Source organism: Erythrobacter litoralis HTCC2594 (assembly GCF_000013005.1).
Classification (GTDB): Bacteria; Pseudomonadota; Alphaproteobacteria; order Sphingomonadales; family Sphingomonadaceae; genus Parerythrobacter; species Parerythrobacter litoralis_A.
The window spans coordinates 2,779,965-2,804,537 of sequence record NC_007722.1; the positions used below are offsets into that span (position 1 = coordinate 2,779,965).

The window sequence follows — 24,573 nt, forward strand, 5'->3', positions numbered from 1 at the left end:
TACAGGAACGGCGTTGCCACGGCAACGGCGCTATCGCTGCGCCGGCAGGTCTGCAGGCGGCAGTGAGGTCTGCATCATCCACGGGCGGACCGCATCCGGCGCAATGCGGTTGAGCAGCTCGAGCCTGCGCGCCTGGCGGATTTCCAGGCTAAGCGTGAGCAGCCGCTGGCGATTGTCCATGAACTGCTGCGGACTGCGCCCGAAAAAGGCGCTGAAGTCCCGGATCAGGTGCGACTGATCGAAATAGCGCAGCAGGAAATCCTCTTCCTCACGCTTGTCGGCGACCCCGCACATCCGCGCGGCGAGGTCGAGCACCCGTGCCCGCCGCAGCACCTGCTTCGGCGACAGCCCGAATGCGCGCCGCGCGGTGCGTTGCAATGTGCGCAGCGTCGCGCCGTGGCGCTCCGCGATGTCGGCGGGCGACTGGTTGGGATCGGCAAAGGCCGCTTCGTCGAGCCTTTGCGCAAGCGGTTGGGGATAGGGCGCGCGCCGCCTGGCGATGGTGTCCCGCAGCCACTCTTCGATCCTGAGCAGCCAGACCTGGGCATCCATGCCGCGCTCGTACAGCCCGGTCAGCTCGCTGTCTTCGAACCCCAGGTGCGTCGTTGGCGCAATGCGATCCACCAGCGCCCCGTCGTCGACGCCCCAGATTGCCCGATAGGCCCCCGGCTTGAGCGCGAAACCGGCGACGATTACCGGGCCGCGATAGACCAGCTTCCAGCCCCGGCTGTGCTGGCCGCAGACCAGCGATTCATTGAGGAATTCGCGCGTGCCGTCGGCGGTCTCGACGGTCCAGTGTCCGCCCATGGCAGTGCGAACGTAGCTCGCGTCGTTGCAGAGGAAGCCGGTGCTGACCGTGTCGGCGGGCGCATGAGCGATGGCGACCATCACCCGCGCTATCCACGGTTCGAGGTCGGCTGCGGGCGCCCGGTTGAGGGCCAGCGGCACGCCGTCGGGCGTCGCGCCGGTCACCGGCGTGTGCGGAATACCGCCTTTATCGCTCCCCACTTCGTGCGCCCCGATGCAGTGCGACCCGCATGTGCGAGAGATGTCATTGATTGGGGATTTCCGCAACACATCTCAAAGGCTTGACCCGCACTGGATAGCCGACCATCGCCACGCGCATGAATCTCGAAGCCGAACTGCTCGTCGCTCACCGCCTTGCCGATGCCGCGCGCGAGGAAATCCGTCCGCTCTTTCGTGCCGCTTTCGAATCGGAGCGTAAGGGCGATGCCTCGCCCGTGACCGAAGCGGATCGCGCCGCCGAAGAATCCATGCGCCGCATTCTCAAGGCGGAATATCCGCAGGACGGCGTGATCGGGGAAGAATTCGGCAGCGAGCAGGGTCGCTCGGGCCGGCAATGGGTGCTCGACCCCATCGACGGCACGATCAGCTTCATGGCGGGCCGCCCGATCTTCGGCACGCTGATCGCGCTGATGCAGGATGGATGGCCGGTGCTCGGCATCATCGACCAGCCGATCGCGGGGGAGCGCTGGGTCGGGCGCATCGGCGGGCCGACGACGCTCAACGAGCGCCCGGTGCGCACCCGTACCTGCAAGAGCCTCGAAGAAGCGGTGCTGGCGACCAGCAGCCCGCATTATTTCACCTCCGACCAAGCCGAACCCTATATGGCGCTAGCGCAGAAGGTCGGCGGCAACGAGCGGCAGGGCATGATCGTCTATGGCGGCGATTGCTACAATTACGGCCTGCTGGCGGGCGGGCATCTCGACATCGTGTGCGAAGCGGGCCTGTCGGTCTACGATTACGCCGCGCTGGTGCCGGTGGTCGAAGGCGCGGGCGGCACGGTGTCCGACTGGCAGGGCAACCCGCTCGACGCCGAAAGCGACGGCACGATCATCGCGCTGGGCGATCCGGCGCGGCTGGAGGATGTGCTGGAGGCGATGGGCTGACAGGCCTGCCGCAGCTATCTCCGGAGAACCATCGCCCGCATTGCCCGTTGTCGGGATATGGGTAAGCGAACGATCTGCATCACCGGAGCGGGCAACGGTATCGGCCGCGGCATCGCGGGATTTTTCAGCGACAAGGGCTGGCGCGTGATCGCGCTCGACCGCGACGGGGAAGCGCTGGCAGAGATTGCGGGCGGGCAAATCCATACCCTCACCTGCGATGTGGGCGATGAAGCGGCGGTTGCTGCGGCCTTCGAAGAAGTGCGCGACCTGCTGGATGGCGGTGCGCTCGACGCGCTGGTCAACAACGCCGCCATCGCCGATCCCTATTGCGGCCCGCTCGAAGACTTGTCGCTCGACGACTGGCACGGCTGGATCGATGCCAGCCTGACCGCGACCTTTCTCGTCAGCCGCGCCGCGCTGCCTTTTCTCCGGCGGAGCGAAGTGGGTGCGGCGATCGTCAATATATCGTCCACGCGCGCGTTGCAGTCCGAGCCGGAGACATTCGCCTATGCCGCGGCCAAGGGCGGCGTCAGCGCGCTGACCCATGCCATGGCCGTCTCGCTCGGCCCTGAAATTCGGGTCAACGCCGTGCTGCCCGGCTGGATCGAGACCGGCCCGTGGCAGAAGCGCAGCGAGCGTTCGGAGCCCGACCACCGCGACATCGACCGCCGGCAGCACCCGGTCGGCCGGGTCGGGCGGGTGGAGGATATCGCCCATGCGGTCGACTGGCTGGTGTCGGACCGGTCCGGCTTCGTGACCGGGCAGCAAATCGTCGTCGATGGCGGTATGAGCGTGAAGATGATCTATGCCGAGTGACCGTCGGACGTCGCGATCCGCGGACTAGCTTTCCCACAGGCGGACCGGTGACTACCTTCGCGATCCGCGCGGCAACCCGTACAAACGCTCGAGCCTTCGTGAAAGCTCACGGGGCTTGAGACCCCTTCCGCCATCACCTTTGCGCGCCTGTCCCCTCCATCGAATCGCTTGCAATACGCGCCTGATTCGCTATGTGCGCCGCCTTCACTGACACGTGTTTCATCTGCCTGCCTGGCGACAAGGGCTGCCAGGGCCGGTTCGGACGTGTCTCACATTAGGAGATGAAAATGCCCAAGCTGAAGACCAAGAGCGGTGTGAAGAAACGCTTCAAGATCACCGCCAACGGCAAGGTCAAGCACGGTGTCGCGGGCAAGCGCCACCGCCTGATCAGCCACAATGCGAAGTATATTCGCCAGAACCGCGGCACCACCGTTCTGTCCGATCCGGACACCAAGACGGTGAAGAAATGGGCTCCCTACGGGCTCGACTGAGCGCGCCGGTTTAAGGAGAATACGAAATGCCTCGCATCAAACGCGGCGTCACCACGCGCCAGAAACACAAGCGTCTGCTGGATCAGGCGAAGGGCTATCGCGGCCGTCGCAAGAACACCATTCGCATCGCCCGCCAGGCCGTCGAGAAAGCCGGCCAGTACGCCTATCGCGACCGCAAGGTTAAGAAGCGCAGCTTCCGCGCCCTGTGGATCCAGCGCATCAACGCTGCGGTCCGCGCCGAAGGGTTGACCTATTCGCAGTTCATGCACGGCGTGAAGCTTGCCGGGATCGAGCTCGACCGCAAGGTCATGGCCGACCTCGCCATGAACGAGGAAGCGGCGTTCAAGAGCGTTATCGACCAGGCGAAAGCCGCGCTCCCGGCGTAATCGCGCAGGAACGACCGGATCGGAAACAGGGGCGCTGCAGGCTGGACTTGCGGCGCCCCTTCTTTTGTCGCACATCTACAATCCCTGCCAGACAGGGTCGCAACCAGGAACCCAGCGTGCGCCCATGATTTCGCGCCCCGCTCTCGACCTTCGCGTTTTCGCCGTGCCCGACCATCTGGCCGAACTGGTGACGACGATCTATCGGCTCGATGTCGACCTGCCCGAAGGCGAAACCGTGTCGGACTGGCTGCTGCCGGAATGGGGCAACATGCGGTTCCTCGCAAACCAGGTGGAGGCGGTCGGCGAGATCGCGGGCATGCCGCTGGCGGGGCAGAAGTTCACCGCAACGGGCCCGAGCAACGCGGCTTGCAAATTCGTGGTCGGCAAGGTGCGGATCTTCGGTTTCGGCCTGCTGCCGCTCGGCTGGGCCAACTATATCCGCCGGCCCGCCAGCGAGCTGACCAATTCGGCCTTCGACGGAATGGAGCATCCGGCGTTCGCGACATTCGCCAAGCTTGCCGACGCGCTGCAATTCGCGACGCCCGACGACATGCGTCAGTTCCGCATCCTGACCGACTTCCTGACCCACCATGCCGAGCCGCCGCGCGACCACGAGCGTATCCGGCTGGTGCAGGAAGCGATGACCGATCCCTATTTGGTCCAGATTCCCGATTTCGCAGAGCGGGCCGGGGTCACTGTGCGCACGCTCGAGCGGCTGTGCCTCAGGTCCTTCGGCTTCAGCCCCAACGTGATCCTGCGCCGGCAGCGCCTCGTTCGCAGCCTCGCGTCCTTCATGAACGATGGCGGCGCGCGCTGGAGCGAAGCGATCGACCGGCACTATCACGACCAGCCGCATTTCGTGCGCGAGTTCCACCACTTCATGGGGATGAGCCCGAGCGAATATGCCGATCAGGATCACCCGATCATGCGCGCGTTCATGGAAAACCGGCGCGAGGTCTGGGGCGTACCGGCGCGAGTCTCGGACTGAGCATGCAGCAAGGGCGGCCCGTCACCGCCCGGTCGCGGTTTCGAGCCATCCCTTTGCCGCGCTGCTACTGAAGGTCTTCGACGGAGACCCAGCCCTTGGTGCCGTAATTGTCCGTCACTTCGATAAAGAGCCCGTCGCGCTCGCCCGTCGGTGTCAGTTCGGTCCCTGCGCGCAGGGTCCGCACTTCGGCCTGGTCCGCCGCCGGGCCCGCCCTCATGGCGGTGTCGATCGCGACGATTGCTGCGGCCTCCTGCGTTGCCGGAGCCGCATCGGGCACGGAATCGAGCAGCGCGCGCTGCTCGACCAACTGGTTGAAGGCGAGGATGAAGGCTTCGGTCAGCATCCGTCCGTCCTTGCTGTCCGCATAGCCGGCCGCGCCAGCCGCGGTGGCCGCCCAGCCATAGCCGCTGCTGCGAAAGTTGAGCGTCGATTTCCTGACCGAGCCGGTACCGGCGGCGATCGCCTGGCCGGTTGCCGGGCTGACCACCCTGAGGCCGGCAGCAACGGTCTTCTTCTTGCCGCCGAGCCCGCCGAACATGCCGAGAGCTGCACCTGCAAACGGGACCCGGCCCAGCACGCTGCCCGCAGCCCCGGACCGCAGCAGCGCTTCGGTGGCGACGGACTTGCCGATCTCGACCCCCTGGTCGACTTCCTCCTGGCTGCCGGCAATTGCGGTCACGAGAAACTTCGCCGGATCGCCGGAGGCCGGGCTGTGCGGCGTAAAGCACCCTGATTCGGCCGCCAGCTGATTGATCATCTGCCGCGGCGAGCCGAGGTTCCACTGCGTCCAGCCCGCGGAATCGCTATCGACCAGCGCAATCGTACCGATGCTTTCGTCGCACCGGACGAGCTCCGGCACCTGTTTATTCTGCGCCGATACCGGTGCTGCGCCGAGAACCAGCGCAGCGGCCAGACTTGCGGTTACGCCCCATTTCAACATCGATTCACTCCCCCCATTGATCGTGGTTGCCAGTGAGGTAAGAGAAGGCAAGGTCGCCAGCATTGTAAAAACGCGACCAACTTCATCGGTTTGCAGTCGATGTGGTTGGCTGGATCCAACGGGTAACGGAGACGCCCGTGCGCACAGTCGAGCAGGATGCCCCTGCCATTCGTATCCGCTTCGTCATGCCGGGCCCCGAGCTCGCGCCCTTCGTGACGACGCTCTATCATATGCACATCGGCACCGGTGTGACCGGGCCGCTCGAGGATTGGCTTCATCCCGAATGGGGCAATATGCGCTTCAACGATGGCGACGTCTTGCAGGCCGGCGTGGGGGAGGAGCCGTTGCGAAAGGTGCCGCGGGTAGTGATGACCGGTCCTACCAGCCTGTGCACCCGCTTCCGGGTGCGCCCCGGGCGCTTCTGGGGTGTGGGGTTGTTGCCGCTCGGCTGGGCCACATTCTGCGACGGCGACGCTGCCGCCTATCGCGACCGCTTCTGCGACGGGCAGGCCGACCCGGCATTCACTGCACTCGCTGCGGTCGGCGATGGCCTGCTCGACAAGGAGCCCGACGTCGAGCGCGAAGCCGCGGTGCTGCAGGAGCGTCTGCGCGGCTTGCTTGTGCGCAAGGTCGCGGGCGAAGACCGGATAAGGAAGGTCAATACCGCGCTCGTCGATCCTGAAGTCACCAATGTGGCCGACCTGGCCGATCACACGGCGATGACCACGCGCACGCTCGAGCGACTGTGCGGACGCGTCTTCGGTTTCCCGCCCAAGCTGCTCCTGCGCCGCCAGCGCTTCCTGCGCAGCCTGGCGCGTTATATGATGGATCCTTCGATGAGCTGGATCGACAGCCTCGATTGCAGCTACCACGACCAGGCGCATTTCGTGCGCGATTTCCATCGCTTCATGACGATGAGCCCGAGCGCCTATGCCGCGCTCGAGCATCCCATTCTGATGGCGGCCATGCGCGGGCGGATGGAAGCGGCAGGGCAGGCGATGCAGGCATTGCACGAGCCGGCTTCGGCCTGACCGACACAGGTGGGTCCCGGCCCGCGCCCCGCGGACATGCGCGCGGCAAACACAAGCACTTTGCCTTGCGCGCCATTTGCCGCTAGCGGGGCGCCCTTCGATAAAGACACAGCACATGACAGATTTGACCAACCAGAAAGATGCGGCATTGGCCGCGATCGCCGCTGCGACGAGCCTCGATGCGCTCGAAGAGCAGCGCGTGGCTGCGCTCGGCAAGAAAGGCTGGGTCAGCCTCGCCCTCAAGACGCTCGGCGGGATGGACCCGGAAGAGCGCCAGAAGGCAGCGCCCGCGATCCAGGCCGTTCGCGCCGAAGTTGCCGATGCGATCGCCGCGCGCAAGGACGCGCTGGAGCGCGAGGCGCTGGAAGCCCAGCTCGCAACCGAAACGCTCGATCTTACTTTGCCCGCGCCGCAGCAGCGCTTCGGCTCGGTCCACCCGGTCAGCCAGGTGATGGACGAACTGGCGGAAATCTTCGCCGACCTCGGTTTCGCTGTCGCCACGGGGCCAGAGATCGAAGACGACTGGCACAATTTCACCGCGCTCAACATGGCCGAAACGCATCCGGCGCGGGCGATGCACGATACGTTCTATTTCCCCGATGTGGATAGCGAAGGGCGGCGCATGCTGCTGCGTACACATACCTCGCCGGTGCAGATCCGCGCGATGAAGGCGCAAGGCGCGCCGATCCGCATCATCGCGCCGGGCCGCGTCTATCGCAGCGACAGCGACGCCACCCACACGCCGATGTTCCACCAGGTCGAAGGTCTCGTAATCGACCGCGACATCCACCTGGGCCATCTCAAGTGGACGCTGGAGACTTTCCTCAAGGCCTTCTTCGAGCGCGAGGATATCGTCCTGCGCCTGCGCCCGTCCTATTTCCCTTTCACCGAGCCTTCGGTCGAAGTCGATGTCGGCTATTCGCGCGAGGGCGGTCGCCGCGTTGTGGGCGGGGACGGCAATGCCGAAGGGCATGACTGGATGGAGCTGCTTGGCTCCGGCATGGTCAACCGCCGCGTGATCGAAATGGCGGGGCTCGACCCCGACGAATGGCAGGGTTTCGCCTGGGGCCTCGGCGTCGACCGGCTCGCCATGCTCAAATACGGCATGGACGATCTGCGCGCCTTCTTCGACGGCGACCAGCGCTGGCTCGACCATTACGGGTTCAGCCCGTTCGACCAGCCGACCCTGTCTGCAGGTGTGGGAGCGCGGTCATGAAGTTCTCCATCACCTGGCTCAGGGATCATCTCGAAACCGAGGCGGGTCTCGAAGAGATCGTCGCCACGCTCAACCGGATCGGCCACGAGGTCGAAGGGGTCGAGGACCCGGCCGAGAAGCTCGCGGGCTTCACAGTCGCCAAGGTCCTGACCGCCGACAAGCATCCCGATGCGGACAAGCTGCAGGTGCTCACCGTCGATACCGGTGAAGGCGACCCGCTGCAGGTCGTGTGCGGCGCGCCCAATGCGCGCGCCGGGATGAAGGGCGTGCTCGGCCTGCCGGGTGCGACGGTGCCTTCGAACGGTATGGAACTGCGCAAGAGCGCGATCCGCGGGGTCGAAAGCAACGGCATGATGTGCTCGGTGCGCGAACTGGAGCTCGGCGAAGAGCATGACGGCATCATCGAGCTGCCCGAAGACGCGCCGGTCGGCCACAGCTTTGCCGATTATCATGGTTCTTCGCCGGTTCTCGACGTGGCGATCACGCCCAACCGCCCTGATTGCATGGGCGTCTACGGTATCGCGCGGGACCTGGCGGCAGCGGGTTTGGGCACGCTCAAGCCGATTGCTGTTCCGGACTTCGAGGCCAAGGGCGCCTGCCCCGTCGAAATCCGCACCGACGATCCCGAAGGCTGTCCAGCCTTCTATGGTCGCGTCATCAAGGGCGTGAACAACGGCCCGTCGCCCGATTGGCTCCAGCTGCGCTTGAAGAGCGCAGGCCAGCGCCCGATTTCGCTGCTGGTCGACCTCACCAATTACGTCATGCTGGCCTATGGTCGCCCGGCGCATGCCTATGATCTTGCGAAGCTGACCGGCGCGGTCGTCGCGCGGCGCGCGAAAAACGGCGAGCAGGTGCTGGCGCTCAACGAGAAGACCTACACGCTCGATGAGACGATGACTGTCATCGCCGACGATGCAGGTGTTCACGATATCGCCGGCATCATGGGCGGCGAAGACTCCGGTGTCACCGATTCTACCACCGATGTGCTGCTCGAAATCGCTTATTTCGATCCCGAGCGGATTGGGGTTACGGGCCGCAAGCTCGGCCTCGCGTCGGACGCGCGCACGCGTTTCGAACGCGGCGTCGATCCCGAGTTCCTCGAAACCGGGCTCGACCTGCTGACTGGTCTGATCGTCGAACTGGCCGGGGGCGAAGCTTCGGAGATGGTCAAGGCGGGCACCCCCCCGCAGGACAAGATGGTGGTCGATTTCGAACCCGCACTGGTTCAGCGGCTGGGCGGGATCGATGTCGAGGAAGCCGACCAACTGGCGATCCTCGAAAGCCTCGGCTTCGTCGCCACGCAAACGCAGGTCGGGCCGGGCGCCAAGACCTGGCGGATCGAAGTGCCATTGCGCCGGCACGATGTCGAAGGGCCCGCCGACCTGGTCGAGGAAATCGTCCGCAATGTCGGCCTCGACAAGGTCGAAAGCGTCGCGCTCCCGCGCGTTGACGGCGTTGCGCGCCCGACCGCGTCGCCGCAGCAGGTCCTTGAACGCAAGCTGCGCCGCACGGCGGCGGCGAGCGGGTTGCACGAAGCGGTGACCTGGTCGTTCCTGCCCACGGCGGAGGCCGAGCATTTCGCCCTTCGACAGGCTCAGGGTGGTCGGGGAAAATTGTGGGTGCTCGAAAACCCGATCAGCGAAGACATGAAGGCGATGCGGCCTTCCATGCTTCCCGGCTTGCTGATGGCCGCCAAGCGCGATGCCGATCGCGGTGCGGCGGGCAGCGGGCTGTTCGAAATCGGCCGCCGCTATTTCCGCGGCAAGGACGGCGCGAGCGACGAGAAGCCGACGCTCGGCGTGGTGCTGGTCGGTGAAAAGACAGCGCGCGGTTGGGCGAGTGGCAAGCCGCAAGGTTACGACGCCTATGATGCCAAAGGCGTGGCCGAAGCGCTGCTCGCGGCAGCGGGCGCACCGGTCGACAAGCTGATGGTGATGGGCGAGGCGGGGGACCAGTTTCATCCCGGCCAGTCGGGCACCCTGCGGCTTGGCCCGAAGAACGTGCTCGCCCGCTTCGGCGCGCTGCATCCGGCGACGCTCAAGGCCTACGACCTGGATGGCCCCGCCATGGCGGTCGAGCTGTTCCTCGATGCGATCCCGGCGAAGAAAGGCAGAGGAAGTTTCGCGCGTGTCGCCTTTGCGCCACCTGCGCTGCAATCGATCACCCGCGACTTCGCCTTCCTCGTGCCGAGCGATCTGGCCGCAGGCGATCTCGTGCGCGCGATCAAGGGCGCGGACAAGCAGGCCATCACCGACGCGCGCGTGTTCGACGTGTTCGCAGGGCAGGGCGTGCCCGAAGGCAGGAAATCCGTTGCCGTCGAAGTGACGCTGCAGCCGGGCGAGAAGTCGTTCAAGGACGAAGAGATCAAGGCGATCTCCGACAAAGTCGTTGCGGCTGCCGCCAAGCTGGGAGCGGAATTGCGCGGCTAAGCCGGCGCATACCGAACATTCATGTCGAACAGGCGGACCTTCGCGATCATCTCGCACCCCGATGCGGGTAAGACCACGCTGACGGAAAAGCTGCTGCTGCAAGGCGGGGCCATCCACCAAGCGGGTCAGGTCAAGGCGCGCGGCGAAGCGCGGCGGGCACGCTCGGACTGGATGAAGATCGAGCAACAGCGCGGTATCTCGGTCACCTCCAGCGTGATGACTTTCGAGAAGGAGTACGGTGGCGAAACCATCACCTTCAACCTGCTCGACACGCCGGGGCACGAGGACTTCTCCGAAGACACCTATCGCACGCTGACCGCGGTCGATTCCGCCATCATGGTGATCGACGCGGCGAAGGGGATCGAGCCGCAGACGCTGAAACTGTTCGAAGTGTGCCGCCTGCGCAGCGTGCCGATCATCACCTTCGTCAACAAGGTCGATCGCGAAGGCCGCTCGGGCTTCGAACTGCTCGACGAAGTGGCTGACCAGCTCGCGCTCGATGTGTCCCCGCAAAGTTGGCCCATCGGCATGGGCGGGCAATTCGAAGGCATCCTCGATTTCGCCAGCGGCACCGTCGCACGGCCCGAAGGCGGGTCGAAGGAATTCCTCGGCACGCGCGACGAGAACCCGGACATCCCCGAGCAATGGGCGGAGGAGGCCGAGCTGGCGCAGGTCGGCTATCCCGAATTCGATCTGGAGGCCTATCGCAACGGCGACCTGACGCCGGTCTTCTTCGGTTCGGCGCTCAAGAGCTTCGGCGTCACCGAGCTGATCGACGCCATCGCCGCCCATGCCCCGCCGCCACGCCCGCAGCCGAGCGAAGACGGTGCCATCGCGCCCGAGCGCGACGAGGTCACCGGCTTCATCTTCAAGGTGCAGGCCAATATGGACCCGAACCACCGCGACCGCATCGCATTCATGCGGCAGGTCTCGGGCACCTTCAAACGCGGCATGAAGCTGACGCCCTCGGGCCTTGGCAAGCCGATTGCGATCCACTCGCCGATCCTCTTTTTCGCGCAGGATCGCGAGATTGCCGACACCGCCGAGGCGGGCGACATCATCGGCATTCCCAATCACGGCACGCTCCGCGTCGGCGATACGCTGAGTGAGAAGAACGATGTCCGCTTCACCGGCCTGCCCAATTTCGCGCCGGAAATCCTGCGCCGGGTCCAGCTCAAGGATCCGACCAAGACCAAGCAATTGCGCAAGGCGCTCGACGACCTGTCAGAAGAGGGCGTGATCCAGGTCTTCTACCCGGAGATCGGCGCGCAGCACATTGTCGGCGTCGTCGGACAGCTGCAGCTCGAAGTGCTGATCTCGCGGCTGTCGGCAGAGTACAAGGTCGAGGCCGCGCTCGAAGCCGCACCCTTCGCCACCGCACGCTGGATCAAGGGCGATGCCAAGGCGATGAGCGAGTTCGAAAGCTTCAACCGCGCCAACCTCGCCAAGGATCGCGACGGGGACCTGGTGTTCATGGCCAAGAGCCCGTGGGACGTGAACTATCAGCAGGAAAAGAACCCCGACCTGGCGTTTTCCGCGACGAAGGAACGATAATTCTCGCCTCCCGCTTGCGGGAGGGGTCGGGGTGGGCGCGGAGCCATCGCCGCCGGGATTGCCCAATCGGCTGCGACTAGGCAGACTGGCTGCCTAGTCTCGCTGCCCCTTCCGCTCGCGGGAGGGGATTGGCACGCCGTCATTGCGAGCCTAGGCTTGGCGCATGGCCGATTTCTTCGACGCGCTCGACGGCAAGCACATTGCCATGATCGAAAAGCAGCCGGTGTTCTTCGTTGCCACGGCAGCGCCGGACGCGCGGATCAATCTCAGCCCCAAGGGCTACGACGCTTTCCGCGTGCTGTCGCCGACGCAGGTCGCCTATCTCGACCTCGGCGGTTCGGGCAACGAGACTCACGCGCATCTTGCCGCCGATGGCCGCATCACGATCATGTTCTGCAATTTCGAGCAGCCCGCGCTGATCCTGCGGATCTACGGCACGGGCCGACCGGTCCTGCCGCAGGACGGGGAATGGGAGGCACTGGCCGAGCGCTTCACGCTGATGCCCGGCACTCGGCAGATTTTCGTGATCGATATCGACACCATCCAGACCAGCTGCGGCTGGGGCGTTCCGTTGATGACGCTGGAAGATGAGCGGAAGACGCTGCTCAAGGCCCATACCAATGCGCATCCCGATGAATGGCGCGTCAAGATGAGCCTGCGGACCAGCTCGATCGACGGCCTGCCGACCCGCGCCACCGACCGCTACATCGAGGGTGCCCCCGGCACGCGGCCGGAATAGCTCACTGGTGCAGCTGACGGTCGCCAGCTACAATATCCACAAGGCCGTCGGTACCGACCGGCGGCGCGATCCGGCGCGCATTGTCTCCGTCCTGCGCGAGCTCGACGCCGACATCATCGCACTTCAGGAAGCGGATTTGCGCTTCGGCCAGCGCGCCAGCGTGCTACCAAGAGCCTTGCTCGACGATACGCCCTGGAAGGCGGTAGCGGTGGCCAAGCGCCCGCGCAGCCTCGGCTGGCACGGCAATGCGTTGCTGGTCCGACGCGGTATGGAGATCGTCGATAGCGAAGCGCTCGACCTGCCTATGCTCGAACCGCGCGGTGCGGCCTGTGCCGACATTGCCAACGGCAAGGGGGCCTTCCGCGTGGTGGGAACGCACCTCGACCTGTCGGGTGTTCGGCGCAGCGACCAGATCCGCACGATCCTCGCCCATCTTCATCGCGCGCATCCCGACATGCCGGAAATCCTCATGGGGGATTTCAACCAGTGGTCGGTGCGCAGCGGCGCGATGCGGGTGTTCGATGAGAAATGGCAGGTGCTTTCACCGGGGCCGAGCTTCCCCAGCCGCAGGCCGATCGCGCGGCTCGACCGGATCGCGCTGTCGCCGCAATGGCAAGTCGTCGGCCAAGGCGTGCATCACAGCGCACTCAGCGCGCAGGCTTCCGACCATTTGCCGATCTGGGCGACAGTCCGACTGACTAAAAATTAGGCCTTGCGTATTCTTTGGGCAATTATGGTGTCGCATGATTGACGACTCCGGCTGAATCCTGCCCGCGCCGCTTTTGGCACACCTCTTGCTGCACTTGCGAAGTCGGGATCGTCCCGGCTGATCAACAAGGGGGGTTCGATGAAGTTCATCATCGCCGTCATTAAACCGTTCAAGCTCGACGAAGTGCGTGAAGCGCTCGGGGGCATCGGTGTCGCCGGTATGACCGTGACCGAGGTCAAGGGGTTCGGTCGCCAGAAGGGCCAGACCGAAATCTACCGCGGTGCCGAATATTCCACCAACATGCTGCCCAAGGTAAAGCTGGAAATCGCCGCCAGCGACGACCTCGCGCCGCAAATCGTCGAGACCATCCAGTCGACCGCCGCCACCGACGCTATCGGCGATGGCAAGATTTTCGTCCTCGACCTCGCCACCGCCACCCGCATCCGCACGGGTGAAACCGGCGAGACCGCACTGTGACCCGGGGGAATACCACTATGATCCGCTCGCTATTTTGTAGCGCCGGCGCGCTGGCCTTCACGGGCCTCGTATCGACCGCTGCCATCGCCCAAGAAGCCGCTGAAGCGGCGCCTGTCCCCAACCCCGGCAACAACGCATGGATGATGACGGCAACCGTCCTCGTCCTGCTGATGATCCTGCCGGGCCTCGCGCTGTTCTACGGTGGCCTGACCCGGTCCAAGAACATGCTCAGCACCATGACCCAAATCGGCGCGACCGCCGCACTGGCCATGCTGGTGTGGGTGATGTGGGGCTATTCGACCGCCTTCGGACCGGAAGGCAACGCCTTTTTCAGCTGGGGGGTCCCGTTCCTCGCCGGGATCGACGCCTCCAGCACCGCTGCGACGTTCACCGACGAAGTGATCAGCGAATATGTCTTCATCAGCTTCCAGATGACCTTTGCGGCCATCACCGCCGCGCTGATCCTGGGCGCGACGGCGGAACGGATGAAGTTCAGCGCCGTGATGGCTTTCGTCCCCATCTGGCTGACGATCGTCTATTTCCCGATCGCCCACATGGTCTGGGCCGGGGGCGGCCTGCTGTTCGAAGACGGCGCGCTCGATTTCGCCGGCGGCACGGTGGTGCACATCAACGCCGGTGTCTCGGGCCTCGTCCTCGCCTACCTGCTCGGCAAGCGTCGCGGCTATCCGGCCGAACCGATGCCGCCGCACAGCCTCACGCTGACCATGGTCGGCACCGGTCTGCTGTGGGTCGGCTGGTTCGGTTTCAACGCCGGCTCCGCGCTCGAAGCCGATGCCTCCGCCGGCCTCGCCATGATCAACACCTTCGTTGCCACGGCTGCCGCCGCGCTGACCTGGATGGTGATCGAGCGGGCTGCGGGTCACAAGGGCTCGGCGCTGGGCTTCTGTTCGGGCGTCATCGCGGGCCTCGTCGCCGTAACCCCGGCTGCCGGCAATAGCGGACCCTTCGGTGCGATCCTGCTGGGCATCCTCTCGTCGGCGGTCTGCTATTACTTCGTGGCCAAGGTGAAGACCAAGCTTGGCTACGACGACTCGCTCGACGCCTTCGGCATCCACGGGATCGGCGGCATAGTCGGCGCGATCGGCACCGGCATCGTCTACCAGCCGTTCCTCGGCGGCCCCGGCGACGGTTCCACCGCGCTCGGCGCCCAGCTCTGGACCCAGACCTTCGGCGTCTTGGTAACGATAGCCTGGGCTGGCATCGGCACCCTGGTCGCCGCCTACATCGTCAAGCTCATCATCGGCCTCAGGGTCGACGAAGAGAGCGAAGTCGATGGGCTCGACATCTCCGAACACGGAGAGCGGGCTTACAACTGACACCCGAATTGGCGGGCCGGGAGCTACCTCTCCCGCACCCGGCCCGCCAATCTTTGTTCCTCCTGCGAACAACCACCTCGATAGGGCCGGAGCGCGATGCTCTGGCCCTCTTTTTTGTAGATTTTCGACTGTGGCGCGCGTGCGACAGGTTGACCCCAATCCGTAATATTTACGCAAAGGGAACCTTGCGGGGGCTAAGGGTGCGGCGCAGATTCCAGTGTAACGGGCGAAAAGACCCGGTTTGCAGGAGAGATATTATGCGCATTTCCGAAAGCCTTGCGGGATTCCGCGTCCGTTCCGCCCTTCTCGCCGGGTGTGCCTTCGCGCTCGGTGCCACGCCGGCCCTTGCGCAGGATAGCGATGAGGACACCGCTTCCAGTGCGCCGCCGCGCGGCAATGTCATCGTGGTGACCGCGACCAAGCGCGACCAGACGATCCAGGACATTCCCTTCTCGATCAACGCCCAGACGCAGGAAGACATCCAGCGATCGGGTTCGGTGACGCTGGAAGACCTGTCGCGCAATGTCGCCGGTCTTACCATCCAGAACCTCGGCCCGGGCCAGAGCCAGGTCGCCGTGCGCGGTGTTTCCGCCGGCCAGGTCGTGCGCGACCAGCCGGGCGTGAAGGAACAGGTGGGCGTTTATCTCGATGAATCGGTGATTTCGCTCTCGCTGTTTACGCCCGATCTCGACCTGTTCGACCTCAACCGCGTCGAGACGCTGCGCGGCCCGCAGGGTACGCTGTTCGGTTCCGGTTCGGTGGGCGGTACCATCCGCTATATCACCAACCAGCCGACCCCGGGCATCGTCGAAGGCACCGTGGAGGCGAACTTCAACGTCCTCGAAAGCGGCGATATCGGCGCGCACCTGAAGGGCGCGGTCAACGTTCCGCTGCTGGGTGACACGATCACCGCCCGCGCTGTGGGCTACTATACCGAATATGCCGGCTTCATCGACGCGCTCGGCCCGGGAGGCGGCGAAGACATCAATGACGGTCGTCGCTACGGCGGCCGCGTCGCAGTACGGGTCGATACCGGCGAGGGCGTGAGCTTTACGCCGCGCATCCTCTACCAGAAGGTCGAGGCCGACGGCTTCAACCGGCAGGAGATCTTCAACCTCTTCGCCAATCCGTTCACGACTACCCGGCCCCCGGTCCAACTGGGCGAACGCGAGCAATATCTGCGCCTGCAGGAAGCGTTCGAGGACGAAACCTTCCTGTTCGACATCGTCGCCGAAGCCGAACTGGGTCCGGTCACGCTGACCTCCGTCAGCACCTATATCAACCGCGACATCTTGGTCAGCCGCGATGCCAGCGCGTTGACCGGCTCGGTCTCGGTCGATCTCGGCTATCCGCCTGTGGCGGTGCTGCTGCCGTCGAACCTTCGCGATACGACCGATCTCGAAACGGTCACGCAGGAAGTGCGGCTCGCCTCCAACACCGACGGCCGCTTCCAGTGGCTGGTCGGCGCGTTCTATTCGGAAGTCGATCGCGTTTACACGCAGCGCCTGCCGACTCCGGGCTATGCGGCGTTTACGGACGCCACACTGGGTGCAGGCACTTCGGCGGCGGTGGCCAACGGCTTCCCGAACCTCGATTCTCCGTTCAACTCGGACCTGCCCTACGACATCAGCCAAATCGCGGTTTTCGGCGAGGCTAGCTTCGAAGTGACCGACGCGCTGACCATCACCGCGGGCGGGCGCTACTACGATTTCGAGGAAACCCGCACGATCACCACCGGCGGCCTGTTCGCCAATGGCGATAGCGGCGTGGTCGACGAAACCTCGTCCGACGGGTTCACCCCGCGACTTCTGCTGAGCTACGAAGTGAATCCCAACGTTACCGTCAACGCGCAGGCGTCGCGCGGCTTCCGTCTCGGCGGGGTCAACGATCCGCTCAACGTGCCGCTTTGTAATGCACAGGATCTGGCCCTGTTCGGTGGCTTCCAGGACTACGACGACGAGACGCTGTGGAACTACGAACTCGGCGTGAAAACGCAGGGCCGCAATTTCACGTTCAACGCCGCCGGGTTCTACAACGATATCAGCAATCTGCAGGTGACGCTCGATGCGGGCAGCTGCTCCTCCCGCATCGTGTTCAACGTGCCCGATGCCCACACGATGGGGATCGAAGCGGAGTTGGGCATCAGCCCTGCCGAAGGTCTCAACTTCAACCTGTCGGGCAGCTGGATCGAGGCCGAATTCGACACCACCCTGCCGGGAGCGCTCGCGGTTGCAACCGGTATCCGCGAAGGCAACCGCCTGCCATCGGTGCCGGAATTCCAGCTCTCCGCCTCGGGCAGTTACGAATGGCCGGTTTCGGACAATGCCGATGCCTATTTCGCGGCATCCTTCACCCATGTCGGATCGCGCTATACCCAGCCGGCCGACCAGGAAAACAACCCGCGCACCTTCGTGCACGGACTGCCGTTTGCAGGTGCGCCGGCGACCGCATCGACCACGGTCGACCTGCTGCTCGACGATTACCAGCTGATCAATCTCAGCGCGGGGATCGATTTCGACAGCGGGCTCAGCTTCGTGATCTATGCCAACAATATCCTCGACGAGAATGCGCTGCTGTCGTTCGACCGCGAGCGCGGGGGACGTGCGCGCCTGGGCTATCGCATCGGCCAGCCGAGGACTTTCGGGATCACGGCGCGCCAGACGTTCTGACCGCGGCGACACACAAAGAAGGGGCCGGGCAGCATCTGCTTCCCGGCCCCTTTCTTGTCGCTAGTCGCAATCAGGCGAATTGCTTCTCTGCGGCCATCACGAAATCGGCACAGCGTTCGCCGATCATGATGCTGGGCGCATTGGTGTTGCCGCTGACGATCTTGGGCATGATCGAGGCATCGGCGATCCAAAGCCCTTCGACACCGCGCGCCTTGAGCTTGGTGTCGACAACGGCATCTTCGTCCGCGCCCATCCGGCAGGTGCCGACGGGATGGTAGACCGTGTCGGCGCGGCTGCGGATCAACTCGTCGAGCGCGGCATCGTCGTTTAGGTCGATGGGATGCCGGTCGGTCGGCTCATAGGCCTGCATCGCGGCCCCTTCGACGATCCGATGCGACAGGCGCACGCCTTCGCGCATCACGGCGATGTCGCGATCGTCGTCGAGGAAGTTGGGATCGATGCGCGGACCCTCCGCCGGATCGGCCGAATTGAGCCGAACCGTGCCGCGGCTTTCCGGGCGCAGCACGCAGGCATGAAGCGAGAAGCCGTGGCCTTTCACTTTCTCGCGACCATGGTCTTCGAGGACAGCCGGGACGAAATGCCATTGCACATCGGGTGACGGCGCATCGGGCATGACCTTCCAGAACCCGCCGGCCTCGGCATAGGGCGTGGTCATGATCCCGGTACGCAGGCGGCGGTGCTCTATGATCGCTTTCGCCATCCGCGCGGTCCCCTCGAGCGAATCGCCGATCGGCACCGTGCTCTTGGTCGCCCAGCCGGAGACGTAATCGATGTGGTCCTGCAACTCGCTCCCGACCGCGGGCTTGTCGATCTTCACTGCGATGCCGTGTTCCCTGAGATGGTCGCCCGGGCCTATCCCCGACAGCATCAGGATCTGCGGTGAATTGAACGCGCCGGCAGAGAGGATCACCCCCTTGCGCGCGGTCAGGATCTCGCGCTTGCTTCCGATGAGTCCGCCGCGCTTGATCGCGACGCCGGTGACCTTGCCGCCATCGATAATCAGGTGCTCGACCAGCGTCCTGGTGCGGATATCCAGATTGGGCGCCTCGCGGATCGGTTCGATATAGGCGCGCGCTGCGGACCAGCGTTCGCCATTGCGTTGGGTCACCTGGTAGAGGCCGAAGCCTTCCTGCTTGGCGCCGTTGAAATCCGCGTTGGTCGGTAGCTGGAGCTGCGCCGCAGCTTCGATGAAGGCATGGCTTGTGGGATTGGCGTATTTCTGGTCGCTGACGAACAGTGGTCCGCCGGCCCCGTGATACTCGTCCGCCCCGCGCTCGTTGGCCTCGGCTTTCTTGAACCAGGGCAACACGTCATCATAGGACCAGCCATCGCAGCCCATCGCGGCCCAATTGTCGTAATCCCATCTGTGCCCGCGGATATAGACCATGGCGTTGATCGCCGATGATCCGCCTAGCCCCTTCCCGCGCGGCTGGTAGCCGATCCGGCCATTGAGCCCCTTCTGCGGCACGGTGTCGTAGCGGTAATTGGTGTTCTTGAGCAGGAACGGCATGAAGCCGGGCGTCTTGACCAGCATGTTGTTGTTGCGCCCGCCCGCTTCGAGCAGGCAGACCTGCCGCGTGCCGTCGACGGCCAGCCGTCCGGCCACCGCGCTGCCTGCACTGCCGCCGCCGATCACGATGTAGTCGTATTGATTCACGATGCTCTCCTCTTGAAGGAAAGCGTTACGCAGCCTGCTCTGTTCCGGCAATCGGCTTTTCGGCGGTATCGGACGGCTCGTTGGCCGTGCGCGCGCGCCAGCGATCGCGGATCGTGTCGGATGTGTCGCGGCTGCCGTCATGCGTCCAGCCGGGTTCGCGCAGCAGGTACCCGAGCTTGTGCCTCCACGGCGCGCGCCAGATATCCTGCGCCATACCGATCCACTCGTGGAAGACCGCCCACAGCAGGTTGAAGCTGCCCAATTGCTTGACGATGCCGTAGCGGATTTTCTCTTCGCCGGTTTCCGGTTCGAACGTGCCGAACATCTTGTCCCAGACGATGAATACGCCCGCATAGTTGCGGTCGAGATAGCGCGGATTGGTCGCATGATGGACGCGGTGGTGGCTCGGGGTGTTCATCACCGCTTCGAACCAACGCGGCATGCGGTCGATCGCTTCGGTATGGATCCAGAACTGGTAGATCAGGTTGAAGCCCGCGCAGATCGCGATCATCGCCGGGTGGAAGCCGAGAAGGATCAGCGGCAGCGCGAACAGCAGGCCGAAGGTGAAGGCCCCGGTCCAGCTTTGTCGCAACGCCGTGCTGAGATTGTAGTGCTGGCTCGAGTGATGGTTCACATGGCTCGCCCACATCCAGCGGATGCGGTGCCCGGCGCGGTGCACCCAGTAATATTTCAGATCGTCGAGTACGAAGCACAGCGGCCAGGCCCACCAGATGGTCCACCATTCGGGCCCCATGTCGAACAGGCGATATTCATAGGCTTCGATAAATACGAGCAACGCGAAGCCGCCGAACAGCGCGCCGGCAATGGTGCTGCCGAGGCCGAAAGAAAGACTGACGAGCGTGTCCTTCGGCTCGTAGGCAGCCGGATTGCGCCGCCAGGCCCAGATCATCTCGATCAGGACCAGCAGCACGAAGCCCGGTACTGCGTATTGAGTCGGCGAAAAGTCAGGCATTGCTGATAGCCTTTAGCCGATTGATCGCGCTCTCCCAATATGCCCCGTCGTCGAGGGCCAGCGTGATTGTGCCAAAACGCCGCTCGCCGCTATCGACTGTAAGGACGCCGGATTGCATGTGCGCTTTCGCGGTCGGCCCCAGCACGCGGCCGGCGAACTGGTTGCCGTGCGGCTTGAGTAACAGAATGCGGCCCGCTCCGTCTTCGAGCAATGCGCCGCGTCCATCGGTGTCGATGCCGAAGCGTATCGCAGCGAAACCGTCGACGGCCTCGTCTGCCGCCAGACGCGCCGTTTCCTCGCTGTCGATCCGGGGAGACCCTCCGAGCTTCAGCCACATTGCAAGCCCGGCCAGCGCAAGTATGGCAACCAGAGAGCCGACGATTTGAAGCGGTTCCATGCCCTGTCGCTTCGCACGCGCCGCTTACGCTGTCGAGCATGGCTTTTCATTTGGCGACAGGCACGGCAAAAGGCCCGCAACAGGGAGATAGATCGATGAAGTTTCTTGCTGGCCTCACGGCACTTTCGACCGTGCTCGCGGCCCCGCTTGCCGCGCAGGAGGTCGATCCGATCGCTGCGGTCGAAGCCGAGTCCGACCGTACCGAACGCGTTGCGAAGCAGATCTGGGACTGGGCCGAACTCGGCTATCTCGAATTGCGTTCCAGCAACCTGCTGCAGGACGAGCTGCGCGGTGAAGGCTTCGCCGTGACCGAAGGCGTCGCCGGCATCCCCACGGCGTTCATAGCCGAATGGGGCAGCGGCGGTCCGGTGATCGGGGTGCTGGCCGAATACGACGCTCTGCCGGGTATCAGCCAGTCGACCTCGGCCAGCCGCGACGTCATGGAAGACAAGGGCGCGGGCCATGCCTGCGGGCACAATCTCTTCGCGGCGGGTTCGCTGACCGCCGCGATCGCAATCAAGAACTGGCTCGAGAAAACCGGCACGCCGGGCCGCATCCGGCTCTACGGCACGCCCGCCGAGGAAGGCGGCTCGGGCAAGGTCTATATGACCCGCGAAGGCCTGTTCGACGATGTCGACGTGGCGATCCACTGGCATGCCGCCGATCGCAACAGCGCGGCGGCGCGGACGAGCCTCGCCAACCGCTCGGCCAAGTTCCGCTTCAAGGGCGTCTCCGCCCATGCCGCCGGCGCGCCGGAACGCGGTCGCAGCGCGCTCGACGGGGTCGAGGCCATGAACATGATGGTGAACATGATGCGCGAGCACACCAGCATGGACACCCGCATCCATTACGTGATCACGGAAGGCGGGGCTGCGCCGAACGTGATTCCGGACTTCGCCGAAGTGTTCTACTACGTGCGTCATTCGGATGCCGACGAAGTGCGCGCCTTGTGGGAGCGATTGGAAGACACCGCCCGCGGTGCGGCGCTGGGCACCGGTACGGAAGTCGAGTGGGAGATCATCCACGGCAACAATCCGCTGCTGGTAAACGAGACGCTTGCGAAAGTGATGGATGCCAACCTGCGCCGGGTCGGCGGGGTGCAGTATACCGAGGAAGAGCGCGCCTGGGCAGAAGATATCAGCACCTCCCTCGGCGATGGCGCGATGGCGCTCGAAACTGCGGCTCAGATCCAGCCCTATGGCAAGACACTCGGCTACGGCTCGACCGATGTCGGCGACGTCTCATGGGCCACGCCGACCGTCGGTGTCCGCACCGCCACCTGGGTTCCCGGCACCAGCGCCCATAGCTGGCAGGCGGTCGCGGCGAGCGGTCACTCGATTGGGGCCAAGGGCACGCAGGTCGCGGCCAAGGCGATGACCCTGACGGCGATCGACCTGTTCACCGATCCCGAATTGCGCCGGGCCGCGAAAGAAGAATTCGATGCGTCGCGCGGAGACGACTACCAGTATGTCTCGCTGCTGGGTGACCGCGATCCGCCGCTCGATTATCGCAATTAGTCCGGCGTCTCAGCCCTTGGCGCGCGCGGCGAACATGTCCATTGCCGGGCGCACCGGGCTTACGTCGTAACCGGCGGCGCGCGCAGCTTCGGCAATCGCGTCCGGGTCGATACCGGCGCGAGCCTGCGCCAGCGACCACAGCAGTGTCGACCGTGTGCCCGAGCGACAATAGCCGAGCACGGTGCCTTCCGAGCCGTCCAGCGCGTCGCGCATCGCCTCGACCTGCGGTTCGCTGAAACCGGCGGAGGTGACGGGAATCGCGACGTAGTAGATCCCCGCCTCGCGGGCGGCCGACTCGATCTCGGCGCCGTCGGGCTGGTCGGGTTCTTCGCCATCGGGCCGGTTGTTGACGATCAGCGTCACTCCGGCGTCCCGGGCGGCGGCAATATCGCTTGCCGCGATCTGCGGGCTCGCCAGCATCGACTCGGACAGGCGGCGAAAATCGCTCATGCGGTGGCCTCTATCTCTGTCTTTCGCAGACGATTGCGCTTGAAGATGTTGAGGACTTCCACGCCGACCGAGAAGCCCATGGCGGCGTAGATATAGCCTTTGGGAACGTGGAAACCGAAGGCATCGGCCACCAGCACCGCGCCGATCATGACCAGGAAGGCGAGCGCCAGCATCACCAGCGTGGGGTTGTTCTCGATGAATTTCGCGAGCGGATCGGCGGCAACCAGCATGATGCCGACCGTGATCACCACGGCGGTAACCATGATCGGCAGTTCGTCCGTCATGCCGACCGCGGTCAGGATCGAATCGATCGAGAACACCATGTCGAGCACGATAATCTGCGCGATCGCCGCGCCGAAGGTGAGCTGGACCGCCTTCTTGTGCTTGTTCAGCACGTCGTCGGAACGCTCTTTCGGCTCCATGTTGTGGTGGATTTCCTTGGTCGCCTTCCACAGCAGGAACAGGCCGCCGGCAAGCAGGATGAGGTCGCGCCCGGAGAGAGCCGTCTCGAAAGTCGGCTCGCCGTTATATTCGTTGATACCCCCCTGGATCCCGAGGTCGAACAACGGCGTCTGCAGGGTTACCAGCCAGCCGATGAGCGTAAGCAGGCCCAGCCGCATCACCAGCGCGAGAATCAGGCCGATTCGGCGCGCCCTTTGCTGCTGGTGTTCCGGCAGCTTGTTGGAAATGATCGCGATGAAGATGAGGTTGTCGACGCCGAGGACGACTTCCAGCACGATCAACGTGAAAAGGGCTGCCCAGGCAGCCGGGTCGGAAAGCAAGGCCATGATATCCATGGGGGAAGCTCATGCCGGACGGGAAAGCGGCAATCAAGCGCTCTAGTGGTAACTTTAGCGGTTATGAATTTGTCACATATTGCGGTGATACTGGCCCCGCACGTTAAATCATTCGCCTAGCGCCGAATTCTCCGCTATGGTTTGAAGCAATGTGAGTGGGAAATTCCGGGATCGATGCCCGGCATCTCGCTTCCAAAGGACGAAGGAGCATTGCCGTCCAGCTCCTCCGACCAGAGTGTGATGGGGCGTGCGTGGTAGGGTACTGTTTGAATTATGGGTTACGATAAAGGGCGCCGTCGCGGCAGGGACAAGCGAGACGGCTTCGGCGAAGACGGTTTCGATCCTTTCGGTGGCGGCGGCGATTTCGGCGGTCCTCCGCCTGATCGTTTCGGAGGCGGAGGCGCCGGCTACGGAGATCGTGGCGGCGGCGGTTTTGGCGATCGCGATGGCGGCGGTCGTGGCGGTTTCGGGGGCGGACCCCGTGGCGGCGGCGGCGGTCCTCGCGGCGGCGGCGGCGGTGGTGGTGGTTTCGACCGCATGCCTCCCCAGGTTGTCGGAACCGGCAAGGGCACGGTGAAATTTTTCAACGGCCAGAAAGGTTTCGGCTTCATCCAGCAGGAAGGTGGCGGAGAAGATGTGTTCGTGCACATCAGTGCTGTCGAACGCGCCGGACTGGATGGCCTTGCCGAAGGCCAAGAGCTCGAATTCAACCTCGTCGATCGCGGCGGAAAGGTCTCCGCTCAGGATCTGCAGGTCGTCGGCGACGTTATCGCGGTCGAATCGCGCGACTCGGGCCCGCCCAAGCGCGAACTGACCGGCGAGAAAGCGACCGGCACGGTCAAGTTCTTCAACTCGATGAAGGGTTTCGGCTTCCTCGTTCGCGACGACGGCCAGCCCGATGCATTCGTGCACATCAGCGCGGTCGAACGCTCGGGCCTGTCCGGCATCGACGAAGGCGAGCGTTACGAGTTCGACCTCGAAGTCGATCGACGCGGCAAGTATTCGGCGGTCAATCTCGTGCCTGTTCAAGAGTGACCCGGCTTTGCGCTCATCCCATTTGACCGGGGTT

23 protein-coding genes are annotated in these 24,573 nt (G+C 64.5%); 16 read left to right on the plus strand and 7 right to left on the minus strand.

Translation table 11 applies throughout. From position 1 onward, the window contains the following. Positions 1 to 30: 30 nt before the first annotated feature. On the minus strand, positions 31 to 1,008 hold the full coding sequence (locus tag EL2594_RS13585; protein ID WP_011415674.1) for a helix-turn-helix domain-containing protein: 978 nt from the start codon (positions 1,006 to 1,008) through the stop codon (positions 31 to 33). A gap of 116 nt (positions 1,009 to 1,124) precedes the next feature. On the opposite strand from EL2594_RS13585, the gene hisN reads away from it, so the two are divergent. The 5 genes from hisN to EL2594_RS13610 all read left to right on the plus strand — a co-directional run bounded on the left by hisN (position 1,125) and on the right by EL2594_RS13610 (position 4,591). After that, entirely contained in the window at positions 1,125 to 1,910 is a 786-nt protein-coding gene (gene hisN / locus EL2594_RS13590) for a histidinol-phosphatase (RefSeq protein ID WP_011415675.1), read from the plus strand. Positions 1,911 to 1,967: 57 nt separating this feature from the next. Beyond that, the gene (locus tag EL2594_RS13595) at positions 1,968 to 2,726 is read left to right on the plus strand and encodes an SDR family oxidoreductase (RefSeq protein WP_011415676.1); all 759 of its coding nucleotides are present in this window, start codon (positions 1,968 to 1,970) and stop codon (positions 2,724 to 2,726) included. Positions 2,727 to 3,013: 287 nt separating this feature from the next. Continuing rightward, a complete protein-coding gene (rpmI, locus tag EL2594_RS13600; RefSeq protein ID WP_011415677.1) occupies positions 3,014 to 3,217 on the plus strand; it encodes a 50S ribosomal protein L35 in 204 nt (67 codons plus the stop codon). Positions 3,218 to 3,243: 26 nt separating this feature from the next. Beyond that, positions 3,244 to 3,603 carry a 50S ribosomal protein L20 gene (rplT, locus tag EL2594_RS13605; RefSeq protein WP_011415678.1) on the plus strand — a complete coding sequence of 120 codons (360 nt, stop codon included), beginning with the start codon at positions 3,244 to 3,246 and terminating at the stop codon, positions 3,601 to 3,603. 124 nt (positions 3,604 to 3,727) lie between these two features. After that, the gene (locus EL2594_RS13610; RefSeq protein WP_011415679.1) at positions 3,728 to 4,591 is read left to right on the plus strand and encodes an AraC family transcriptional regulator; all 864 of its coding nucleotides are present in this window, start codon (positions 3,728 to 3,730) and stop codon (positions 4,589 to 4,591) included. 64 nt (positions 4,592 to 4,655) lie between these two features. On the opposite strand, the gene EL2594_RS13615 is transcribed toward EL2594_RS13610, so the two are convergent. Further along, complete coding sequence (locus tag EL2594_RS13615) at positions 4,656 to 5,531, minus strand: SH3 domain-containing protein (protein ID WP_011415680.1); 876 nt, start codon at positions 5,529 to 5,531, stop codon at positions 4,656 to 4,658. 137 nt (positions 5,532 to 5,668) lie between these two features. On the opposite strand from EL2594_RS13615, the gene EL2594_RS13620 reads away from it, so the two are divergent. The 9 genes from EL2594_RS13620 to EL2594_RS13660 all read left to right on the plus strand — a co-directional run bounded on the left by EL2594_RS13620 (position 5,669) and on the right by EL2594_RS13660 (position 17,692). Beyond that, positions 5,669 to 6,562, plus strand: coding sequence for a helix-turn-helix domain-containing protein (locus tag EL2594_RS13620; protein ID WP_011415681.1), 894 nt, complete (start codon positions 5,669 to 5,671; stop codon positions 6,560 to 6,562). Positions 6,563 to 6,677: 115 nt separating this feature from the next. Next, positions 6,678 to 7,778, plus strand: a complete 1,101-nt coding sequence (gene pheS, locus EL2594_RS13625) for a phenylalanine--tRNA ligase subunit alpha (protein ID WP_011415682.1) — start codon at positions 6,678 to 6,680, stop codon at positions 7,776 to 7,778. Beyond that, a complete protein-coding gene (pheT, locus tag EL2594_RS13630) occupies positions 7,775 to 10,207 on the plus strand; it encodes a phenylalanine--tRNA ligase subunit beta (protein ID WP_011415683.1) in 2,433 nt (810 codons plus the stop codon). The genes pheS and pheT overlap by 4 nt, the downstream gene beginning before the upstream one ends. Positions 10,208 to 10,228: 21 nt before the next feature. Further along, entirely contained in the window at positions 10,229 to 11,761 is a 1,533-nt protein-coding gene (locus tag EL2594_RS13635) for a peptide chain release factor 3 (protein ID WP_011415684.1), read from the plus strand. 163 nt (positions 11,762 to 11,924) lie between these two features. Next, positions 11,925 to 12,500 (plus strand): pyridoxamine 5'-phosphate oxidase family protein, encoded by a 576-nt coding sequence (locus tag EL2594_RS13640; RefSeq protein WP_011415685.1) that lies wholly within the window; start codon positions 11,925 to 11,927, stop codon positions 12,498 to 12,500. 7 nt (positions 12,501 to 12,507) lie between these two features. Further along, the gene (locus EL2594_RS13645) at positions 12,508 to 13,209 is read left to right on the plus strand and encodes an endonuclease/exonuclease/phosphatase family protein (RefSeq protein ID WP_011415686.1); all 702 of its coding nucleotides are present in this window, start codon (positions 12,508 to 12,510) and stop codon (positions 13,207 to 13,209) included. A gap of 138 nt (positions 13,210 to 13,347) precedes the next feature. Then, positions 13,348 to 13,686 (plus strand): P-II family nitrogen regulator, encoded by a 339-nt coding sequence (locus EL2594_RS13650; RefSeq protein WP_011415687.1) that lies wholly within the window; start codon positions 13,348 to 13,350, stop codon positions 13,684 to 13,686. Between the two features lie 17 nt (positions 13,687 to 13,703). Beyond that, positions 13,704 to 15,023 (plus strand): ammonium transporter, encoded by a 1,320-nt coding sequence (locus EL2594_RS13655; RefSeq protein WP_011415688.1) that lies wholly within the window; start codon positions 13,704 to 13,706, stop codon positions 15,021 to 15,023. 257 nt (positions 15,024 to 15,280) lie between these two features. After that, complete coding sequence (locus tag EL2594_RS13660) at positions 15,281 to 17,692, plus strand: TonB-dependent receptor (protein ID WP_011415689.1); 2,412 nt, start codon at positions 15,281 to 15,283, stop codon at positions 17,690 to 17,692. A 70-nt stretch (positions 17,693 to 17,762) separates the two neighbouring features. On the opposite strand, the gene EL2594_RS13665 is transcribed toward EL2594_RS13660, so the two are convergent. The 3 genes from EL2594_RS13665 to EL2594_RS13675 are packed head-to-tail and all read right to left on the minus strand — an operon-like array spanning position 17,763 to position 20,740. After that, positions 17,763 to 19,370 carry a GMC family oxidoreductase gene (locus tag EL2594_RS13665; RefSeq protein WP_011415690.1) on the minus strand — a complete coding sequence of 536 codons (1,608 nt, stop codon included), beginning with the start codon at positions 19,368 to 19,370 and terminating at the stop codon, positions 17,763 to 17,765. A 25-nt stretch (positions 19,371 to 19,395) separates the two neighbouring features. Beyond that, positions 19,396 to 20,343, minus strand: a complete 948-nt coding sequence (locus tag EL2594_RS13670; RefSeq protein WP_011415691.1) for a sterol desaturase family protein — start codon at positions 20,341 to 20,343, stop codon at positions 19,396 to 19,398. Continuing rightward, a complete protein-coding gene (locus tag EL2594_RS13675; RefSeq protein WP_011415692.1) occupies positions 20,336 to 20,740 on the minus strand; it encodes a hypothetical protein in 405 nt (134 codons plus the stop codon). Before EL2594_RS13675 ends, EL2594_RS13670 begins: the two co-directional genes overlap by 8 nt. Positions 20,741 to 20,835: 95 nt before the next feature. Between EL2594_RS13675 and EL2594_RS13680 the strand changes: the two genes are divergently transcribed. Further along, positions 20,836 to 22,257: an amidohydrolase gene (locus EL2594_RS13680; protein WP_011415693.1), complete on the plus strand. Its 1,422-nt coding sequence runs from the start codon at positions 20,836 to 20,838 to the stop codon at positions 22,255 to 22,257. Positions 22,258 to 22,266: 9 nt separating this feature from the next. Here EL2594_RS13680 and EL2594_RS13685 read toward each other — a convergent pair whose 3' ends face one another. Both EL2594_RS13685 and EL2594_RS13690 read right to left on the minus strand, forming a co-directional pair. Beyond that, positions 22,267 to 22,707 carry a TIGR01244 family sulfur transferase gene (locus EL2594_RS13685; RefSeq protein WP_011415694.1) on the minus strand — a complete coding sequence of 147 codons (441 nt, stop codon included), beginning with the start codon at positions 22,705 to 22,707 and terminating at the stop codon, positions 22,267 to 22,269. Then, complete coding sequence (locus tag EL2594_RS13690) at positions 22,704 to 23,504, minus strand: TerC family protein (RefSeq protein WP_011415695.1); 801 nt, start codon at positions 23,502 to 23,504, stop codon at positions 22,704 to 22,706. Before EL2594_RS13690 ends, EL2594_RS13685 begins: the two co-directional genes overlap by 4 nt. 273 nt (positions 23,505 to 23,777) lie before the next feature. Between EL2594_RS13690 and EL2594_RS15805 the strand changes: the two genes are divergently transcribed. Then, positions 23,778 to 24,539: a cold-shock protein gene (locus tag EL2594_RS15805; RefSeq protein WP_011415696.1), complete on the plus strand. Its 762-nt coding sequence runs from the start codon at positions 23,778 to 23,780 to the stop codon at positions 24,537 to 24,539. Positions 24,540 to 24,573: the final 34 nt, after the last annotated feature.

Excerpts from the sequence above, each read along its gene's own strand:
- EL2594_RS13640 (WP_011415685.1), top strand. The coding sequence starts at position 11,925 with ATGGCCGATTTCTTCGACGCGCTCGACGGCAAGCACATTGCCATGATC.
- pheT (WP_011415683.1), top strand. The coding sequence starts at position 7,775 with ATGAAGTTCTCCATCACCTGGCTCAGGGATCATCTCGAAACCGAGGCG.
- EL2594_RS15805 (WP_011415696.1), top strand. The coding sequence starts at position 23,778 with ATGGGTTACGATAAAGGGCGCCGTCGCGGCAGGGACAAGCGAGACGGC.
- EL2594_RS13650 (WP_011415687.1), top strand. The coding sequence starts at position 13,348 with ATGAAGTTCATCATCGCCGTCATTAAACCGTTCAAGCTCGACGAAGTG.
- EL2594_RS13615 (WP_011415680.1), bottom strand. The coding sequence starts at position 5,531 with ATGTTGAAATGGGGCGTAACCGCAAGTCTGGCCGCTGCGCTGGTTCTC.
- EL2594_RS13670 (WP_011415691.1), bottom strand. The coding sequence starts at position 20,343 with ATGCCTGACTTTTCGCCGACTCAATACGCAGTACCGGGCTTCGTGCTG.
- EL2594_RS13635 (WP_011415684.1), top strand. The coding sequence starts at position 10,229 with ATGTCGAACAGGCGGACCTTCGCGATCATCTCGCACCCCGATGCGGGT.
- hisN (WP_011415675.1), top strand. The coding sequence starts at position 1,125 with ATGAATCTCGAAGCCGAACTGCTCGTCGCTCACCGCCTTGCCGATGCC.
- EL2594_RS13595 (WP_011415676.1), top strand. The coding sequence starts at position 1,968 with ATGGGTAAGCGAACGATCTGCATCACCGGAGCGGGCAACGGTATCGGC.
- EL2594_RS13660 (WP_011415689.1), top strand. The coding sequence starts at position 15,281 with ATGCGCATTTCCGAAAGCCTTGCGGGATTCCGCGTCCGTTCCGCCCTT.
- rpmI (WP_011415677.1), top strand. The coding sequence starts at position 3,014 with ATGCCCAAGCTGAAGACCAAGAGCGGTGTGAAGAAACGCTTCAAGATC.
- EL2594_RS13680 (WP_011415693.1), top strand. The coding sequence starts at position 20,836 with ATGAAGTTTCTTGCTGGCCTCACGGCACTTTCGACCGTGCTCGCGGCC.
- EL2594_RS13685 (WP_011415694.1), bottom strand. The coding sequence starts at position 22,707 with ATGAGCGATTTTCGCCGCCTGTCCGAGTCGATGCTGGCGAGCCCGCAG.
- EL2594_RS13690 (WP_011415695.1), bottom strand. The coding sequence starts at position 23,504 with ATGGATATCATGGCCTTGCTTTCCGACCCGGCTGCCTGGGCAGCCCTT.
- EL2594_RS13675 (WP_011415692.1), bottom strand. The coding sequence starts at position 20,740 with ATGGAACCGCTTCAAATCGTCGGCTCTCTGGTTGCCATACTTGCGCTG.
- EL2594_RS13610 (WP_011415679.1), top strand. The coding sequence starts at position 3,728 with ATGATTTCGCGCCCCGCTCTCGACCTTCGCGTTTTCGCCGTGCCCGAC.
- EL2594_RS13655 (WP_011415688.1), top strand. The coding sequence starts at position 13,704 with ATGATCCGCTCGCTATTTTGTAGCGCCGGCGCGCTGGCCTTCACGGGC.
- rplT (WP_011415678.1), top strand. The coding sequence starts at position 3,244 with ATGCCTCGCATCAAACGCGGCGTCACCACGCGCCAGAAACACAAGCGT.
- pheS (WP_011415682.1), top strand. The coding sequence starts at position 6,678 with ATGACAGATTTGACCAACCAGAAAGATGCGGCATTGGCCGCGATCGCC.